This window comes from Pseudomonas sp. RW10S2 (assembly GCF_014268985.1).
Lineage (GTDB): Bacteria > Pseudomonadota > Gammaproteobacteria > Pseudomonadales > Pseudomonadaceae > Aquipseudomonas > Aquipseudomonas wayambapalatensis.
Map to the genome: position 1 here is coordinate 82,174 of NZ_JABWRO010000003.1, position 17,189 is coordinate 99,362.

The 17,189-nt window shown below is 62.8% G+C and carries 12 protein-coding genes; 10 read left to right on the plus strand and 2 right to left on the minus strand.

Translation table 11 applies throughout. The annotated features are described in order from the left end of the window. Window positions 1-100: 100 nt before the first annotated feature. From HU729_RS01685 to HU729_RS01710, 6 genes are all read left to right on the plus strand, one after another. On the plus strand, window positions 101-4,555 hold the full coding sequence (locus HU729_RS01685) for an NEL-type E3 ubiquitin ligase domain-containing protein (RefSeq protein WP_186708028.1): 4,455 nt from the start codon (window positions 101-103) through the stop codon (window positions 4,553-4,555). A gap of 139 nt (window positions 4,556-4,694) precedes the next feature. Next, the gene (locus HU729_RS01690) at window positions 4,695-6,341 is read left to right on the plus strand and encodes an AMP-binding protein (protein ID WP_186666158.1); all 1,647 of its coding nucleotides are present in this window, start codon (window positions 4,695-4,697) and stop codon (window positions 6,339-6,341) included. 12 nt (window positions 6,342-6,353) lie between these two features. After that, a complete protein-coding gene (locus tag HU729_RS01695) occupies window positions 6,354-7,121 on the plus strand; it encodes an SDR family NAD(P)-dependent oxidoreductase (protein WP_186708030.1) in 768 nt (255 codons plus the stop codon). Between the two features lie 12 nt (window positions 7,122-7,133). After that, window positions 7,134-8,327 (plus strand): acetyl-CoA C-acyltransferase, encoded by a 1,194-nt coding sequence (locus HU729_RS01700; RefSeq protein WP_186708032.1) that lies wholly within the window; start codon window positions 7,134-7,136, stop codon window positions 8,325-8,327. A gap of 8 nt (window positions 8,328-8,335) precedes the next feature. After that, entirely contained in the window at window positions 8,336-9,463 is a 1,128-nt protein-coding gene (locus HU729_RS01705; RefSeq protein ID WP_186708034.1) for an acyl-CoA dehydrogenase, read from the plus strand. 13 nt (window positions 9,464-9,476) lie between these two features. Further along, entirely contained in the window at window positions 9,477-10,250 is a 774-nt protein-coding gene (locus HU729_RS01710; protein ID WP_186666154.1) for an enoyl-CoA hydratase, read from the plus strand. Between the two features lie 36 nt (window positions 10,251-10,286). On the opposite strand, the gene HU729_RS01715 is transcribed toward HU729_RS01710, so the two are convergent. Further along, on the minus strand, window positions 10,287-14,816 hold the full coding sequence (locus HU729_RS01715; RefSeq protein WP_186708036.1) for a DUF6543 domain-containing protein: 4,530 nt from the start codon (window positions 14,814-14,816) through the stop codon (window positions 10,287-10,289). A 371-nt stretch (window positions 14,817-15,187) separates the two neighbouring features. Here HU729_RS01715 and HU729_RS01720 point away from each other — a divergent pair, with 371 nt between their 5' ends. Beyond that, window positions 15,188-15,592 (plus strand): TraR/DksA C4-type zinc finger protein, encoded by a 405-nt coding sequence (locus tag HU729_RS01720; RefSeq protein ID WP_186666151.1) that lies wholly within the window; start codon window positions 15,188-15,190, stop codon window positions 15,590-15,592. A gap of 187 nt (window positions 15,593-15,779) precedes the next feature. Next, on the plus strand, window positions 15,780-15,974 hold the full coding sequence (locus HU729_RS01725) for a hypothetical protein (protein WP_186666663.1): 195 nt from the start codon (window positions 15,780-15,782) through the stop codon (window positions 15,972-15,974). On the opposite strand, the gene HU729_RS01730 is transcribed toward HU729_RS01725, so the two are convergent. Beyond that, on the minus strand, window positions 15,971-16,168 hold the full coding sequence (locus tag HU729_RS01730; RefSeq protein WP_186666683.1) for a hypothetical protein: 198 nt from the start codon (window positions 16,166-16,168) through the stop codon (window positions 15,971-15,973). The two genes, HU729_RS01725 and HU729_RS01730, sit on opposite strands and share 4 nt — an antisense overlap. Before the next feature lie 314 nt (window positions 16,169-16,482). Between HU729_RS01730 and HU729_RS01735 the strand changes: the two genes are divergently transcribed. Continuing rightward, the gene (locus tag HU729_RS01735) at window positions 16,483-16,953 is read left to right on the plus strand and encodes a hypothetical protein (protein WP_186666150.1); all 471 of its coding nucleotides are present in this window, start codon (window positions 16,483-16,485) and stop codon (window positions 16,951-16,953) included. Beyond that, window positions 16,950-17,162 (plus strand): hypothetical protein, encoded by a 213-nt coding sequence (locus HU729_RS01740; protein ID WP_186708038.1) that lies wholly within the window; start codon window positions 16,950-16,952, stop codon window positions 17,160-17,162. Before HU729_RS01735 ends, HU729_RS01740 begins: the two co-directional genes overlap by 4 nt. Window positions 17,163-17,189: the final 27 nt, after the last annotated feature.

Sequence of the window (17,189 nt, forward strand, 5' to 3'; positions counted from 1 at the left end):
ATCGCTCGGTTGCAGGCCATGGTTGGAGTTCATTCCTCCTGCCGTGGCTTGAGGGGGCCGGCGATAGTGCATGGCGAAGTTTGCGAAAGGAGCCTATCCCATGACATCTGTTTCTCCCCCGACCGTCGGCAAACCCAGCGTTGCCGAGGCAGTCGATGACTTTATCCGCACCGGGTTGCCCGACTGGCTCAAGCGCGCCTCGCCGGCCCAGATCAACCGCCTGCGGGACCGCTTCAAGAGCAGCCGGGCCAGCCAGGACAAGGTACGTGCGGCAACGCTCGACCTGATCCCGCTGCACACCTTCGCACTCGAGCAGTTCACGGCCTTGCTCGGCGGCCGGTTGCCGAAGGGCAGTACGCTCGATCAGTTGCAATGGCTGGATGTCAGGCGCGAGTTTGGCCTGGTTCCGGGCGTGCATTGGCCGTTCTATCGACCGGATTACAAGCGCCAGCCAGGGTTGTTGCGACTGATGCAGAACTTCCACGCCGATGACGCCGTACTCGAGGGCAGCGGGCTTGTGCATCCGGGGGCCGATGCTGTGCTGTCAGGCCCGGCAAGCGATCTGGCACGCGACTGTCGCAAGAAAAACGTCGGCAGCCTTTACCAGGCGCAGTTGGAAAAGGTTTTCAGTGCGTCGAACTGCGCGCTGCTGGCCGAGGACAAGCGCTCGAGCTTGAGCCTTGTGATCGAGATTGCAGCGCTCAAGGGGGAGATATCGGCGCTTGAGCAGGTCGCCCTGCAGGATATCGCCCAAGGTCGACCCGAGCAGCACGAGACGCTGCTGCGAGGCTATCCCGGCATGCTGACGGTGTTGGGATACCGTATCGTCGATGGCTTGACTATCGCTCTGCGCGACGCTGCAGGTGTGAGCAAGGGCATCATCCTGTACCTGCCCAGCGACCCACAACATGCCCTGCGTCGCTACGACTCGTGGGAAGACTTGTGTGCCGCCCTGATCACTGCGCTTGGGGACAAGACCTACCTGGTGTTCTTCAGTGGCCTGATTGCGCTCGAGCAGCGCCCGGCGTTCCTGCAGACACTGGGCAAACGCTTGGCCGATGCCAGCCCGGACTTGCAGATCGAAGGCAGTACAGCGCAGGGCGAGCTGTTCGCGGAACTGGTGGCACAGCAGGTCCGACGGGTGAAGTCCGACGCGCGTTACCTGTTGGTGCCGACTGCTGATGCTGATCATGCTGCGACCCAGTCACGCCTGCAGGCGTGGCAGTCGGTCGGGCTTGGCCTGGCCAATCTGGCGGGGCTGTTCATTCCAGCGATCGGGGCGATGCTGTTTGGCCAGTTGGTGGTGCAGACCCTTTCGCAGGTGTTCGAAGGGGTCTTGGACTGGACCCGTGGTCATCAACACGAAGCCCTTGAGCATCTGTTCGGGGTGGCCGAGACCGTTGCTGTCACGGCTGCGGTGGCGGGAGGCGCAGCGGTGGTTGCGCGCGGGTTCACCCGCGCCAGTCATGTCGATGGCCTGGAACCTGTCGCTGTGCCGGGCGTCGGCATGCGTCTGTGGTCAAACTCGCTGGCCCCTTATGTTGCCGAGCCGCAACAGCCGCGCCTGCAGGATGATGGGCTTTATAGCAGTGCCGACACGCGCTGGCTGCGGGTTGGCAAACGTTTCTTCGCAGTGCACCAACCCTCGGCTAAAGGTGGCTGGCGCGTGCGTCATCCGCTGCGTGTGGCTGCCTATGGGCCGGCACTGGAAACCCTTGGCGAGCGTGGCTGGCGGCTGCACCTGGAGCGACCGCTGGAGTGGTCGGACGAGGCACGGATGCTGCAGAGCCTGTGGCCCCAGGAGCCGCTGTTGACCCGCACCGAGGCGATGGCCGTTCTCGACATGGCGGACATGAGCGTCGAAGAACTGCGTGGCTTGCTGGTGGACAACCGTGAGCTTCCGGCCAATCTGCGCGAGACGTTGCGACGCTTCGACGCGGACCGGCAGGTCTCGGCATTCTTCACGGCGTTGGCCGCGGATCAGGCACCCGCGGACGATGCGCGCATCGAGGCGTGGTGCCTGGCATTGCCAGGTTCGCGCAAGGCGGACAAGGCCACGCTGCGCACGACCTTGCTGGCGCAGGGATCCGCGCTGCGCCACGATCTGTTCCGGTATCTGGTGGCCGAGAACCTGCCTGCAGACCCGTTGTGTACGCTGTTGCAGCGCGACTTTCCCGGGTTGCCTGCCCGCTATGCCCAGCAGGCAACTGCCAGGGTGTCGAGCCATCTGCGCAAGATCGCCCTGGCTGAATCACGTGTGCCGTTGGATGTGGCGAACGACGCCCGCGGCCTGTTGCAGCTGGCCCGCCTGAACCGCGCTTGCGAATCGCTGTACCTGGACAATGTATACAGCGACGAGGGCGCCGAGCTGATCCTGGCGCTGGCGGCACGGCTACCCGGGTGGCCACAGGCGTTACGCCTGGTGCTGCGCGAAGGAGCCCTTGATGGGCGGGTGGTCAAGGCTATCGGACCGGTTGCCGACGCTGCCTCCCAGGTCACATTGGTGCACAAGGACTGCCAGTTCCAACGCTATGACCATGACGCACGGAAGCAGGGTGAACCTGCGATGTCCCTGGGACAGGCGCTGATCGACGCGCTGTCGGTCGAGGTGCGGACCGAACTGGGACTGGCAGGTGCAAATGCAGATTTGCTGTTGCGCACGGCGTTGCGTGCACAACTGCCGGGCACACGCAGTGAGCGTGTGCACCTGCTGGGCTGGACCCTGGGGAAACCGTGGTTCAACCCCGGACGGCGCATGGCCGATGGGCGTGTCGGGTATCCGCTCAGTGGGCGTGGGCAGCCCGGCTCGTCCTGGCAGGCGCTGCTGGATCGTCTACGCGCGATCTACCCGGATCTCTTGCCCGCCCAACTCGAGGCACGGCTGAGCCAGATGCAGCAGGTGTCCGGGTCTGTGTACCGGCGACTGGCCGAGCTTGAGCATGATTACGAACGGCTGGAGAGTGCACTCACGGGGTGGCTCAGCGCCGGGCTTGGCGGCAGCAGCCACGCCGCTCGCGTCCAGGCTGCCGAGCGCATGCGCCAGGCCTGGCGCCTTCAGGAAGGGCAGCAGACCCTGGTGCTCAGTGGCGCACAATTGCAGACCTTGCCCGCTTTCGCCCAATCGACTACGTTCGACAACGTTACCACGCTGGTGATCAGCGACACCTCGCTCAACCATATACCGTCCGATTTCCTGCGTTGCTTCAGTGCCCTGCGCGAGCTGGACCTGGGGGGCAATCATCTGCTGGCGGTGCCGCGAGGTATCGCCTGTCTGGTTGAGCTGCGTCGCCTGCGCCTGGCAAGCAACGCCATTCGTCTCGATGAGGCGGGTATCCAGGCGTTGACCGGCCTGCCACATTTGAGCCAGTTGGACCTGAGCAACAATCCGCTGGGGGCGTTGGTCCTGCGCTTCAATCACTTGCCGCAACTGCGCGAGGTCAGTGTGCGCCATTGTCGATTGGGCGCCTGGCCGGACGGTCTGGAGCAGTGCGGGTTTCTCGAGCGCGCCGACCTGCGCGACAACCAGATTCGTGTTGTGCCAGCGGCCGTCCTGCAGATGCCGAATGTTTTTCGCCGCGGCTTCATGGTCGACGGCAATCCTTTGTCGAACAGTGAGCTGCAAGGGCTCTATGGCCTCGACACGATCCAGGAGCACCTGCACCTTCCCGAGCGAATGGCCCGGCAGAATATCGACACCGTGCGCGCCGCGTGGTTGGACAGGGGCGATGCGGAGTTGCACAACGCGCGGCTGTTCCAGTGGAACACGCTGCAGGCGATGCCCGACAGTGACGGGTTCTTCCAGTTGCTGGGTTGGTTGACGCTCACCCAGGACTACGCCCAGGTGCCTGAGGTGCTGTCGACGCGGGTGTGGTCGGTGCTCGATGCCATCAGCGCCGACGCTGACCTGCGCAACCGGCTGTACGCGCTGGCCGATGAGAACCTGACCTGCCTGAATGCGGTCAGTGACCGTTTCAGTGACTTGCAGCGCTATGTAGCGATTGCCCGTGCCGATGCCAACACCTTGCATGAGCGGGGCATTGAGCTGATCACGCTCGGTCAGGGGCTGTTTCGCCTGGACCGGCTGGACCTGTTCGCCCGTGCCGACATCCGTCGCCGGGTCGAGGCCCGTGACAGTGTCGACCAGCTTGCGGTGCGCCTGTACTACCGCGTGAGCCTGCGGGAACGCCTGAGCCTGCCTTTCACTTCGCGGTTCATGGCCTATGCCTCGGCGGCCGAGGTGACAGATAGCCAGCTTCAGGATGCGTTGGTGGCGGTGAGGGCCGCGGAGTCGATCGAAGCCTTGGGTGAAAGCCTGAGCCAGCGTGCGTTCTGGCGACGCTATATGCTCGAGCGCCATGCTGCGGTCTTCGACGGCGTCGAAACGGCCCATCAGGCGCGGTTGGTGGCGCTGCAGGCCAGGGCTGACCAGCTTTCGGCCGAGGACCTTGCCCTGGAGATCGAGGCGCTGGGGGGGCAGCGGGACGTCGAGGAACTCGAGATGATCCGTGAGATGACCCGGCAAATGCTGAAGGGCAGGGAGCGAGGGCTTGGCTGAATGCTCTGGGCGCTGACGCCACAGTGACCAAACCGATCATGCCTGATGAGCGCTTTTGCCATTGTCCGCAAGCTCAGGCAGCGCGACTATCGTCGGACCAAGGGTTCAACTCCAACAACAAGAAACCAGGAGTCCGACGATGCGTGATTACGCCGAGGCCGCGCGAGCATTCGAATATGCCCGGGTTGCCGCAGCCGCCTTGCAGGGCAACCTGCAGGCACTCAATGCCTGTGTCGAGTGCTGTGACCGGCATGTAGGCGGCAACCTGCCTGCGCTGATCTGTGAAGACCAGGAGGGTAACGGCGCACGCTACAGTTTCGAGCAACTGCAGGCCATGGCGGCACGCATGGGCAATGTCCTGAAGGATCAGGGCGTGGGGCCCGGGGACCGGGTCGCCGGCCTGATGCCACGTACCGTCGAACTGCTGGTGACGATTCTGGCGACCTGGCGCCTGGGGGCGGTGTACCAGCCGTTGTTCACCGCGTTCGGCCCCAAGGCCATCGAGCACCGCCTGGAGCAGTCCCATGCCCGGGTGGTGGTCACTGATCGCAACAACCGCCCCAAGCTGGACGATGTCAGCGGATGCCCGACGATCATCACGGTCGGTGCCGCAGCGCACGAGCTGGATTTCCAGCAGGCGTTGGCGGCAGCGAGCGATCACTGCGAGCCGGTTATGCGCAGCGGCGACGACCCCTTCCTGTTGATGTTCACGTCCGGCACCACAGGGCCGGCCAAACCGCTCGAGGTCCCGCTGCGCGCGATTATCGCCTTTCAGGGCTACATGCGCGATGCCATCGACCTGCGCCCCGACGATACCTTCTGGAACCTGGCCGATCCGGGTTGGGCCTATGGCCTGTACTACGCTGTCACCGGCCCACTGGCGCTGGGACATGCCACCACCTTCTACGATGGTCCGTTCAGCGTCGAGAGCTGTGCACGGATCATCGACAAGCTGGGCATCAGCAACCTGGCCGGCTCGCCTACCGCCTATCGCTTGCTGATCGCAGCCGGTGAGGCGTTCTCGGCACCGATCCAGGGGCGCCTGCGGGTGGTCAGCAGTGCCGGTGAGCCGCTCAATCCCGAGGTGATCCGCTGGTTCGCCGAGGCCTTGAACGTGACCATCCACGATCACTATGGCCAGACCGAGTTGGGCATGGTGTTGTGCAACCACCATGGCCTGGTGCATCCGGTGCACTTGGGATCGGCTGGTTTCGCCATCCCCGGGCATCGCATCGTGGTGCTGGACGAAGCCGGCAACGAGCTGCCGGCCGGTCAGCCAGGGATACTGGCAGTCGACCGCGAGCAATCGCCGCTGTGCTGGTTTGGCGGTTACCACGGCGTCCCCACCAAGGCGTTCATCGGCAAGTACTACCTTTCCGGCGATACCGTCGAGCTCAACACCGACGGCAGCATCAGCTTCGTCGGTCGCAGCGACGATGTGATCACCACCTCCGGCTACCGCGTCGGCCCGTTCGATGTGGAGAGCGCGCTGATCGAACACCCTGCGGTGATCGAGGCGGCGGTGGTGGGCAAGCCTGACCCGCAGCGTACCGAGCTGATCAAGGCCTTCGTGGTGCTGGCTGCAGACCATAGCGCCAGTCCCGAGCTGGAAGAGGCCCTGCGCCAGCATGTGCGCCAGCGCCTGTATGCCCACGCTTACCCGCGTGAAATCGAATTCGTTGGCGAGCTGCCCAAGACTCCGAGCGGCAAGCTGCAACGCTTCATCCTGCGCAATCAGGAAATCGCCAAGCAACGCGCTGCGCAGGCCACCCCTGCTGGCGCCTGAAGGAAGACCTCCATGAACGTTCAACGCAAAAGTTTCATCGTCACCGGCGCCGCCTCTGGGCTGGGCGCCGCTACCGCACACATGCTGGTCGAGGCCGGCGCCCGTGTGATGCTGGTCGACCTCAACGCCGAGGCGGTCGAAGCCAAGGCGCGGGAGCTGGGTGACAACGCCCGTTTCGCAGTGGCCGACATCAGCAACGAGCAGGCCGCCCAAGCGGCGGTCGAGGCTGCCGTCAACGCCTTCGGCGGCCTGCACGGGCTGGTCAACTGCGCCGGTATCGTCGGCGCCGAAAAGGTCTTGGGCAAACAGGGACCGCATGGCCTCGCAAGCTTTGCCAAGGTGATCAACGTCAACCTGGTCGGCAGCTTCAACATGCTGCGCCTGGCCGCTGCGGCCATGGCTGAAGGGCCTGCGGACGAGGGGGGGGAGCGGGGCGTGATCATCAATACCGCCTCCATCGCCGCCTATGACGGGCAGATCGGCCAGGCGGCCTATGCCGCCTCCAAGGGCGCGATTGCCAGCCTGACACTGCCGACCGCCCGTGAACTGGCGCGCTTCGGTATCCGCGTGATGACCATCGCCCCCGGCATCTTCGAAACACCGATGATGGCGGGCATGACCCAGGAGGTGCGTGACTCGCTCGCCGCAGGCGTTCCCTTCCCACCACGCCTTGGGCGCCCGCAGGAGTACGCCGCGCTGGCCCGCCACATCATCGAGAACAGCATGCTCAACGGCGAGGTGATTCGCCTCGACGGCGCACTGCGCATGGCTGCCAAGTAAGGAGAAATACCCATGACCCTCGCCAACGATCCGATTGTCATCGTCAGTGCCGTGCGCACGCCCATGGGTGGCCTGCAGGGCGACCTGAAAAGCCTCACCGCACCGCAACTGGGCAGCGTGGCGATCCGTGCTGCAGTCGAGCGGGCCGGCCTCGATGCCGGCAGTGTCGAGCAGGTGCTGTTCGGTTGCGTGTTGCCCGCCGGACTCGGCCAGGCACCGGCGCGTCAGGCGGCGCTGGGTGCAGGCCTGGACAAGCACACCACCTGCACCACCCTGAACAAGATGTGCGGTTCCGGCATGCAGGCGGCGATCATGGCCCATGACCTGCTGCTGGCCGGCAGTGCCGATGTGGTGGTGGCAGGTGGCATGGAAAGCATGACCAACGCCCCGTACCTGCTGGACAAGGCTCGCGGTGGCTATCGCATGGGCCATGGCAGGATCATCGACCACATGTTCATGGACGGCCTCGAGGATGCCTACGACAAAGGCCGCCTGATGGGCACCTTCGCCGAAGATTGCGCCCAGGCCGGCGCCTTCAGTCGCGAGGCCCAGGATAACTTCGCCATTGCCTCGCTGACCCGCGCCCAGGACGCGATCAAGAATGGCCGCTTCAGCGCCGAGATCGTGCCGGTTGAGGTCACCGAGGGCAAGGAGAAAAGGGTTATCAAGGACGACGAACAGCCGCCCAAGGCCCGTCTGGACAAGATTCCCCAGCTCAAGCCGGCCTTCCGCGAGGGGGGCACGGTGACCGCTGCCAACTCCAGCTCCATCTCCGACGGCGCCGCGGCCCTGGTACTCATGCGCCGCAGTGAAGCCGACAAGCGTGGCCTCAACCCGCTGGCGGTGATCCACGGTCACGCAGCCTTCGCCGATACGCCTGCGCTGTTCCCGACCGCGCCGATCGGCGCCATCGACAAGCTGGTCAAACGCACTGGCTGGAGCCTGGCGGATGTGGACCTGTTCGAGATCAACGAAGCCTTTGCCGTGGTCACCCTGGCCGCGATGAAGCACTTTGACCTGCCCCACGACAAGGTCAACATCCATGGTGGCGCCTGTGCTCTGGGCCATCCGATCGGCGCTTCCGGCGCGCGCATCCTGGTGACGCTGCTGTCGGCCCTGCGCCAGAACAACCTGCGCCGCGGGATCGCGGCCATCTGCATCGGCGGCGGCGAAGCCACGGCGATCGCGGTCGAATGCCTGTACTGAGGTGAGCCATGCTGGTAACTGACGAGCAACAACAGATCGCCGATGCGGTGAAGGACTTCGCCCAGGAGCGCCTCAAGCCGTTTGCCGAGCAATGGGACAAGGCGCATCGCTTCCCGCGCGAGGCCATCGATGAGATGGCCGGGCTTGGCCTGTTCGGGATGCTGGTGCCGGAGCAGTATGGTGGCAGCGACACCGGCTATGTCGCCTACGCCATGGCCCTGGAAGAGATCGCCGCCGGCGACGGGGCCTGCTCGACCATCATGAGCGTGCACAACTCGGTGGGTTGCGTGCCGATCCTGAAGTTCGGCACCGAAGCGCAGAAGCAAGGTTACCTGGTGCCGTTGGCCAGCGGCGCGATGCTCGGTGCCTTCGCCCTCACCGAGCCCCAGGCGGGCTCCGATGCCAGCAGCCTGAAGACGCGTGCGCGCCTGGAGGGCGATCACTACGTGCTCAATGGCAGCAAGCAGTTCATCACTTCCGGCCAGAACGCCGGGGTGGTGATCGTCTTCGCGGTCACCGATCCCGAGGCGGGCAAGCGCGGGATCAGTGCGTTCATCGTGCCCACCGACACGCCGGGCTATCAGGTGGTGCGGGTTGAAGAAAAACTCGGCCAGCACGCCTCCGACACCTGCCAGATCGTCTTCGATGATGTGCGGGTGCCGGTGGCCAATCGCCTGGGTGAAGAGGGGCAGGGCTACAAGATCGCTTTGGCCAACCTCGAGGGCGGACGTATCGGCATCGCTTCGCAGGCCGTCGGCATGGCCCGTGCGGCGTTCGAGGTCGCGCGTGACTACGCCAAGGAGCGCCAGAGCTTCGGCAAGGTACTGGTCGAGCACCAGGCCGTGGCCTTCCGTCTGGCCGACATGGCCACGCGCATCGCCGTGGCCAGGCAGATGGTGCTGCATGCGGCAGCCCTGCGCGATGCCGGGCGCCCGGCATTGGTGGAAGCGTCGATGGCCAAGCTTTTCGCCTCGGAAATGGCCGAAAAGGTCTGTTCGGATGCCTTGCAGACGCTCGGCGGATATGGCTATCTGAAGGACTTCCCGCTGGAGCGCATCTATCGCGATGTGCGGGTTTGCCAGATCTACGAAGGCACCAGTGACATTCAGCGCATGGTCATTGCGCGCAATCTTTGAAGGAGCAGCTTGCATGGCATTCGAAACAATCCTGCTGGACATCCACGGCAAGGTCGGCCTGATCACCCTCAACCGTCCCCAGGCGCTCAATGCCCTGAACGCGCAGATCGTGGCCGAGATCAACCAGGCCCTGGATCAGCTCGAGCGTGATCCGAACATCGGTTGCGTGGTCCTGACCGGTTCTGCCAAGGCCTTCGCCGCGGGCGCCGACATCAAGGAGATGGCCGAGCTCAAGTACCCGCAGATCTATGTCGACGACCTGTTCAGCGACGCCGACCGCATCGCCAATCGGCGCAAACCGATCATCGCCGCGGTGTCGGGTTTTGCCCTGGGCGGTGGCTGCGAACTGGCGATGATGTGCGACTTCATTCTCGCCGGGGACAACGCCAAGTTTGGCCAGCCGGAGATCAACCTCGGCGTGCTGCCGGGCATGGGCGGAACCCAGCGCCTGACCCGCGCCGTGGGCAAGGCCAAGGCCATGGAGCTGTGCCTGACTGGCCGTCTGATGGGCGCAGAGGAGGCCGAGCGGGCAGGGCTGGTGGCGCGCGTGGTGCCCCAGGCCGAGCTGCTGGAAGAGGCGCTGAAGGTGGCGGCGACCATCGCCAGCAAGTCGATCCCGGTGAGCATGATGGTCAAGGAAAGCGTCAATCGTGCTTTCGAGGTGAGCCTGAGCGAGGGTGTGCGGTTCGAACGTCGCGTGTTCCACGCGGCGTTTTCCACGGAAGATCAGAAGGAAGGTATGGCAGCGTTCATCGCCAAGCGCGAGGCGCAGTTCAAGGACTGTTGAGGTTGAGGGGCAGCGCCAGGGCGCTGCCCCGCTGTTTCAGTCCGTGAAGAAGTATTGTTTCGCGTCGGCCAACGAGATCGGGCTGCGGTACACCTCTTCCTGAATCAGCGTCTGCGGGCTGGTGACCGTCTTGCCCTGGGCAAAGCGTTGGCTGGCCAGCTTCAGATGGCCGGCAACGAAATCCACTTTGGCGGCGGTTTTCGAGCGATAGTGAAAGTGGGCGTACCAGATCGCCTGCTCGTCGTGTTGCACGACATATTCGTCGAGGAAATCAGCAGGCCTGCCCTTGACCTTGGTCAGGGCTTTGCGCGTGCCAACAGGACTGATCGTCACCTGGTTCTGCTTGATCAGGAATTGCAGCTCACCCATGCGCGGTTTTTGCTTGAGTGCCGCTTTGGTACGCAGCCTGAGGCTTTCGGTCGTGAGCTGTGCCGCAAGGTCCTCGATCTCCTTGATGACGACCGCCGCGTCGCTGTCTGCGCTGGCCTCATCGGTGGCATTGTCCGCAGTGAGACGGCGTTCTATGGCCTCGCGGGCGCTGTCGAGGCTGGCGCGATGGTCGGTGAGAATTTCCTCTATCTCCACCGGCAGGTAGTTATTCGAGTACGACTTGCCTAGGCGTACCAGCTCCATGCGTGCCGCAGCCATGCAGGACTTGCCGCTCTTGAGCAGGCGCTTGAGCTTGGGCGGTTGTGCCGGAACAGGTGCTGCCTCGGGCGCTGCTACTTCCAGCTCGACCCAGCGATCGTCCTGGAGTGTGTAGCTGCGAGAGGGTGTCTCACTTGCGGGGGTGGGGATGTCGACGATGTTCGGATTGCCTTCACGTACTGTACCTAGCAGGATGCCATGCTCCTGTGTCTCGATCAGCCCGGGCAGTTGCGCTCGCAGTTGCTGGACCGTGCTGACCGGGATGAACTCAGGCAGCTCGTCGGCCTCCTTGGTCACGTCGTTCGTGAACGCATCGAAATCCTGTTCCATGCGCTTTAATTCATCATGGCTGCGCTCTGGGTCCATATGGCTGATCAGATTGTTCAGTTGTCGCCGAGCCGTTCTGAGCTGGCCGGTGATGCTGTGCAGGACCCGGGCGGTAACTTCCTCTCCCGGGCTCTTCAACCTGGCCAGTTGCAGGTGCTGGGTGATGCTCATCTGCAGGTTGTTCCAGGCGCGCTTCATCCAGAAGGAGCCGTCCTCATCCAGTTGCTGGAGCATGGTCATGCGGTTGGTGCAGGCTTCGATGCGCATCCAGCGCAGCACCAGGTTCGAGGGGGGCTTGATGCCACCTTGGTCCACCACCTCGATGTAGCTGCTGATCTCGGGCTGGTGTTCGCTGCGCAGCTTTTCGAGTTGTGCTCTTTGCTCGGTGAGCAGGGAGCCGTGCTCTACCATCTGGTCCAGCAGCAACAGTATCTTCTCGATGCATTCGGTGAGGGTGGTGGCCTCTGCAGGGGTTATCTCATGGCCGCTGTTCTGCCGACCGTACATTTCGAGCATTCGAGCGCGTAGTGGTTCATGCAAGCGATTCAGTGCACGGAAGACCTCCTGTTCGCAGCGCACATGCTGGCTGAGGGCAAACGCTCGGCGGATCTTGTACTTCTCCAGTACTGCGCGCTCGTTGCGTTGTCTGAGGTGCTCCAGGTGTTGTCCCCAGAAAGTCGAGCATTCCTTGGCGGTCCCCAGGTACTTATGCAACGACGCTTCATCCTCCTTACCCCCGACTTCCTTCACTGCATCGACCAGCATCTGCTGACGGCTTTGAGATTGCGCGCGTTCCTCGATGATTGTCGCGTTCAGCGTTGCCAGGGCCTTTGCGTTTTCGGCCCTGAGCTGTGTGATTCGCTTGCCCAGGGGCATGCCACCCTTGAGGTGCAGACGCAGGTCCAATCCCCAGCGGCCATCCTCCTCGCGGCGAATCCAGGGGCCCAGCTTGTCCGGGTTGGCGGTGTCGATGATGCGCTGACGCTGTGCGACAGGATCCAGTTGTACCTCGTAGACACTGCCGCCGAGTGAGACCCAGGTGCGTGCGTCATGCAGGAACAGGCCCTGCAATGCACCCTGAGGTATCGGAGGCCCCAGTTCGTCGATCTCATAGGGCGCCCGCAGCGCCAGCAGCGACTGACGCTGGGTACTGTCGAGCTTGAACAAAGGATTGCTCCAGGAGAAATCGGCCAGAGGATCGGCGCTCCCGTTTACCAGCGTCGGCAACTGATCGCGGTTGGGCGTGGCCAGCGGGTCGACGATAGGGGGCTCCAGCGGTCGTTGTAGGTCGATCCTTCGACGAGCATGGGCGAACAGCAGTGTGGCGAGGTTCAGCAACAGTTCCACCAGGCTGGCGGCACGGTCACTGGTGTCCTGTGGCCGGTCGCTGGTTGCCTGGAGGAAAGTGGTTTCCATCTGCACGATCCAGCCCGCAGTAGCCACGGATTCGGGCGCGAAAGGCAGTACCGTATTGAGCAGCAGCCAACCCAGTGTCTGCCAGCGTGCCCAACGTGCCTGTTCGCTGCTTTGCGCATGGCTGCTGAATTGCGCAATGGTTTCCTCTACGCAGGCCTTGTACAGCGCTGATGCGGGGTCTGGGCAGGGTGGTTCGATCGACAGCGACGCAGGGGCGGGCTTGCCGAACGGCACCGCCCAATCGTCCTCTCCTGGATGAAACAGGTGCGGTTCGCGAAAACCGCCGTAGGCGTATACCTTGCGCGCCTGTTCCGGGAGCCGTTGCAGGATGTCGTCCTGCAGGTCGCCAGGTGTGGCGAGCGCCTCGAACAGCGCCATGCGGTCCTGGAAGTACGACAGGGGGGTGGCCAGCAGCGGGCGATAGAGCAGGCATGGGCCACCATTGTAGGCATTCTGCTCGATCAGCCAGGTATTGCTCACAGGATCAGGGCTGGCATCGAGGCTCGACAGCAACGCGAAGGGTCGAAGGTACCACTGAGCCGACTGGGTCGGCGGGGTGGCAAACACTTCGGCGATCTCTCTGGAGAGGTCGGGGCCCGACGTCAGGCCGCGCAGGTTCAGGTCCATGACCAGCAGCGGCAACTGGCTGCGCAACTGTTTGCGCAGCAGCGCTGTGCGACGCTGTGCGGCTTGCGGGTCCTCGAGCAACTTGGCGCGCAGCATTTGCGGGTAGTGCTTTGCGATGTCCGCCTGGGTGATCAGTGCGCGTAGGTAGGATTCGTCGAACCATGCCGGCACGTCACTGCCATCGATGGATTCGACCACCACTTTGCCAGGTTGCAGCAGGCCCAGGTTGGCAATGGCCAATTGCGCGAGATCGAATCGTTCGACGTGAATGCTGCCACTGGTTACCAGGGAACCTGCCCCGGGTATTGCGACGGCAGTGACCTGATGGTTCGCGACGCGCAGTTGCTTGAGGTCAAGGTCGAAATCGGGATGGTTTTTCAGGATGCATTGGTAAAGCTTGGCATAGGCAAATGCCTGTGCGTCGAGAATACCGTCCAGCCAGCCCTTCCTGCCGGCGCCTTCGTAGGTCTGTGCGATATCGGTCAGTACCAGGGCATAGCGCTGCAGTTGCTCCGGTTGTGCGTTGCGTAACCACACCGGCAACTCCGCGGCCAGGCGGTCATGGGCTGCAGTGTCGTCGATACCGCACAGGCTCAGCATCGAGGTGATGCGGTCGAGCGCCAGTGCGAGTTCGTTGGGGCGTTGAAGTCGGTCGGGTATCGAAGTGACAGTGAGTGAGCCATGCAACTGTTGCTGTAACAGGCCGCTGGCCTGGTTGTCGAACGGTCGACCGGGGATTCCGATCAGGCGCATCATTTTCAGTGCAGGCGGTAATACGGCGGGTAGACGCCGCCTGGCCCGGGCCAGCATCGCGTTACGGCTTTGATACTGCAGTAATCGACCACTGGTGGTGAACAGCAAGGTGACCGCCTCTTTATCTTCAGAGGCCGGGCTTTCGATCAACAAGGCACTGGCAAGGTCCGGGTCGAGTTGCCAATTGTCCAGCATATCCAGGCGCACGTTGTGCAGAACGGGATCCTGAGTATCCGAGGTGCCGTCCAGCAGTTGTTGGGCAACCGCCAGCGTCCTGTCGTCCATCCACTGCTCCTTGCGGTGCTCGTCCAGTGCTTTTTTGTAGCGCTCACGCAGGTATTGGCTGCACCATTGCCAGGGCGACTTGCCGTCATGTTTGTCTGCATCCACCCAATAGTCAGTCAGCGCCTGGCGATATTCCTTTAGTAGAAACGGTGCGGTTTCGTTGATCAGGGCCTCGATCGGGTGCAGTGGGGTTTCCAGTGTCTTGTCGTCAAGGCCTGGCTGAGTTTGGACCAGTGTGTCTTGCAGTGGTGTGAGGTTGAGGGTCGTCTTGAGGATGTGGCGCTGTATCAGCATGCTGGTCAGGGAGTGCTGGTAGGGGGCTGTACCGGCCTTGCCTGTGCTGCGAATGGACAAGGTCGCAGGATCGAGTGAGGGATCCAGTTTGCAGGCCAGCCATTGCTGCTTGAGCATACGACTGGCTACATCCTGAAGCGAGGGTCTTGTCTGGAAGTGCTTGGCAATCTCGCAATCCAGGTCACCGACCTGTGGGTGGGGGCTAGAAAGGCTCATGGCCGAGGTTCCTTTATGAAGGGGAACCCCAGATGATCATCGTCGACAGGTGGGGTAGAGGTAGCTTGTCACTACCTGGAGCGGGGCGTTCGGCGTTGCAGCTGCAGGCTGACAGCATGGCGCTGTTGCTGCATATTATCGGGGCGTGCGTTGCCATCCGTGCTGGTGCCCACCCCCGGGTATGATCCTGGGGTAATCCGTCCGATTCGGCAGATTCCTCTGTCATTTCTGTTGCCCCACGGGGCCGCGCACCTTAGACTGCCGCCCCCTGTAAAAGAGTGCCGGTTGGCGCTTGAAGAATTCCGTTGCCTGCGAGCCATCGCCGGTGGCACCCGAATCGCCCAAATGCACATTTTTTCATAGAGAAATCGATGACCAAGGAACAGTTGCTGGCCATGTCGGCCGATGACTACATGAATGCCGATCAGCTCGGGTTCTTTAGCGCGCTGCTGCAAGCGATGAAAGTCGAGACCCATGAGCGCATCGAGCTGAGCCGCGCCACCATCGAAAGCTTGGACACGCCTTCTGATCCGGCCGACGTGGCCTCGGTCGAAGAAGAGCGTCATTGGCTGGTCAATGCCATCGAGCGCGATCAGCGCCTGCTGCCGCAGCTGGAGATGGCCCTGGGCCGTATTGCTGACGAGAGCTTTGGCTGGTGCGATGACAGCGGCGAGCCGATTGGGCTGCAACGCTTGCTGATCAGCCCGACCACCAAATACTGCATCGAAGCCCAGGAGCGTCACGAGCAGCTCGACCGCCACCAGCGGCAGATCTGAACGGACACACTCGGCGCAAGGCCCTGCGGAGCAATCCGCGGGGCCTTTCGCGTTTCCGTAGGGGCTGAAAACATGTCGATTTGTTGCGATTGATGCAATACAGCTCTACGGGCGAGTGCTTTTTCTCGGCTTTGGAGGACCGTATTCTACCCATGTAGTTAGCTTGCTAATTAAGTGGAGAGAAATGATGCAATCCCGGGTCAATGTGGCAGTGATGATAGGTTCCGGCGTACCTGCGATGCTGCGGGCCCGAGGGCAACGGGCGTGCTGGGTGGTGTTGGTCGATGGCGAGCGTCGTGGTACTGCCTTCGCCAGCCGGGCTGAAGCGTTGGAGTGCCAGGCCGCCTGGTTGCAGCAACTGGCGAAGGGATATGCGGCTTAGCGGTCCAGGCTTCGCGCCAGCTCGCAGGCTGCCAGGTGGCTGCGGCGAAACCCCATGACCCGGCCAGTGGTACGCTCGGTGATGTGGAAGAACGCGACGCCGGCGGGAATTACCACGAAACGTGCGACGTTGCGTAGAGGTCGGATGTAAGAAATGTTCGAGACCTCTCGACGGATTTCGGTGTTTTCGTGCATATTCTTTCCCCTGTAAATGCATGGACGAATATCGGACCCATTCTGCCGAGGGGCCTGGCTTTATCTATTGCATCTTTTCTGGCGGCATTGTTGTCAGACAAAACTGTTCCCCATGCGGGATCTATGCCGAGTGTTCTCCAGGGGTTTTGTTGGCGTGCGAGTGTAAAAAATCCTACTTGCCGTATCGATGAGCCCCGCAGACGCTTCAAGCATTGTGTCACTAACCTTTCAGACATCACTTTGAAATGGCCGCCGCGTCACGCCTTCACGACTTCGTGTGGCGGCGGGAAACAACCGGTTCGAGGATCACTTCATTGGCAGTTAGTACTCTGGATACCCACGCCCTGTTCGCTTTGGGCGACTTGCGGGCCAAGTTGGTCAAGCTCTTTCAGGGCCGTTTCATCTACGTCACCGAGCAGAACCCCGATGGCCTTTACATGGCCGAGATCGATACCGACAACGCGATGGTTGTCGATGACAAGCAACGTCTGGAACTGAAGGTCGGGGATCACTTCCGTGCCGCCGTCCTGCCCAGCCGCGAAGGTGGCAAGCTCGAGCTTCGTTTTCGCGAGATCAAGTTCAATGTATATGGGGTGGGTGACTATGCGTTCGTCTCGGTGCCCGAGGGCGACGGCATTGTCTTCCGTGACGGGCAGGGCGTGATGCTTGTGTTCGCTGCCCAGTCCCAGGTGGCGGAAGGCCTGGGCAAACTGCTCAAGGCGGTGACCGGCAAGGTCGCCAAATGGCGCAAGGGCGAGCTGACCACTTTCAAGGCCAGTGAATGAGTGGCGACGATGCGTTGCCTGCGGGGCGCGCCGAGTTTCACCAGCGTCACAAGGCTCAAGCCATTCGGGACGCCGAGCGCCTGATCGCCCATCGAGCACAGTTGAAAGAAGGCTGGCTGTCCTGGGTAGCGGGTGAGCTCTATCGGCTCGGCCCGCCTCCTTATGTGGCCATGGTGCGGCGCGAGCTGCAGCGCCTGACCCAGCACTGACAGCGTTGACCATTCAGATCCGACTGG

Excerpts from the sequence above, each read along its gene's own strand:
- HU729_RS01685 (WP_186708028.1), top strand. The coding sequence starts at position 101 with ATGACATCTGTTTCTCCCCCGACCGTCGGCAAACCCAGCGTTGCCGAG.
- HU729_RS01690 (WP_186666158.1), top strand. The coding sequence starts at position 4,695 with ATGCGTGATTACGCCGAGGCCGCGCGAGCATTCGAATATGCCCGGGTT.
- HU729_RS01695 (WP_186708030.1), top strand. The coding sequence starts at position 6,354 with ATGAACGTTCAACGCAAAAGTTTCATCGTCACCGGCGCCGCCTCTGGG.
- HU729_RS01700 (WP_186708032.1), top strand. The coding sequence starts at position 7,134 with ATGACCCTCGCCAACGATCCGATTGTCATCGTCAGTGCCGTGCGCACG.
- HU729_RS01705 (WP_186708034.1), top strand. The coding sequence starts at position 8,336 with ATGCTGGTAACTGACGAGCAACAACAGATCGCCGATGCGGTGAAGGAC.
- HU729_RS01710 (WP_186666154.1), top strand. The coding sequence starts at position 9,477 with ATGGCATTCGAAACAATCCTGCTGGACATCCACGGCAAGGTCGGCCTG.
- HU729_RS01715 (WP_186708036.1), bottom strand. The coding sequence starts at position 14,816 with ATGAGCCTTTCTAGCCCCCACCCACAGGTCGGTGACCTGGATTGCGAG.
- HU729_RS01720 (WP_186666151.1), top strand. The coding sequence starts at position 15,188 with ATGACCAAGGAACAGTTGCTGGCCATGTCGGCCGATGACTACATGAAT.
- HU729_RS01725 (WP_186666663.1), top strand. The coding sequence starts at position 15,780 with ATGCAATCCCGGGTCAATGTGGCAGTGATGATAGGTTCCGGCGTACCT.
- HU729_RS01730 (WP_186666683.1), bottom strand. The coding sequence starts at position 16,168 with ATGCACGAAAACACCGAAATCCGTCGAGAGGTCTCGAACATTTCTTAC.
- HU729_RS01740 (WP_186708038.1), top strand. The coding sequence starts at position 16,950 with ATGAGTGGCGACGATGCGTTGCCTGCGGGGCGCGCCGAGTTTCACCAG.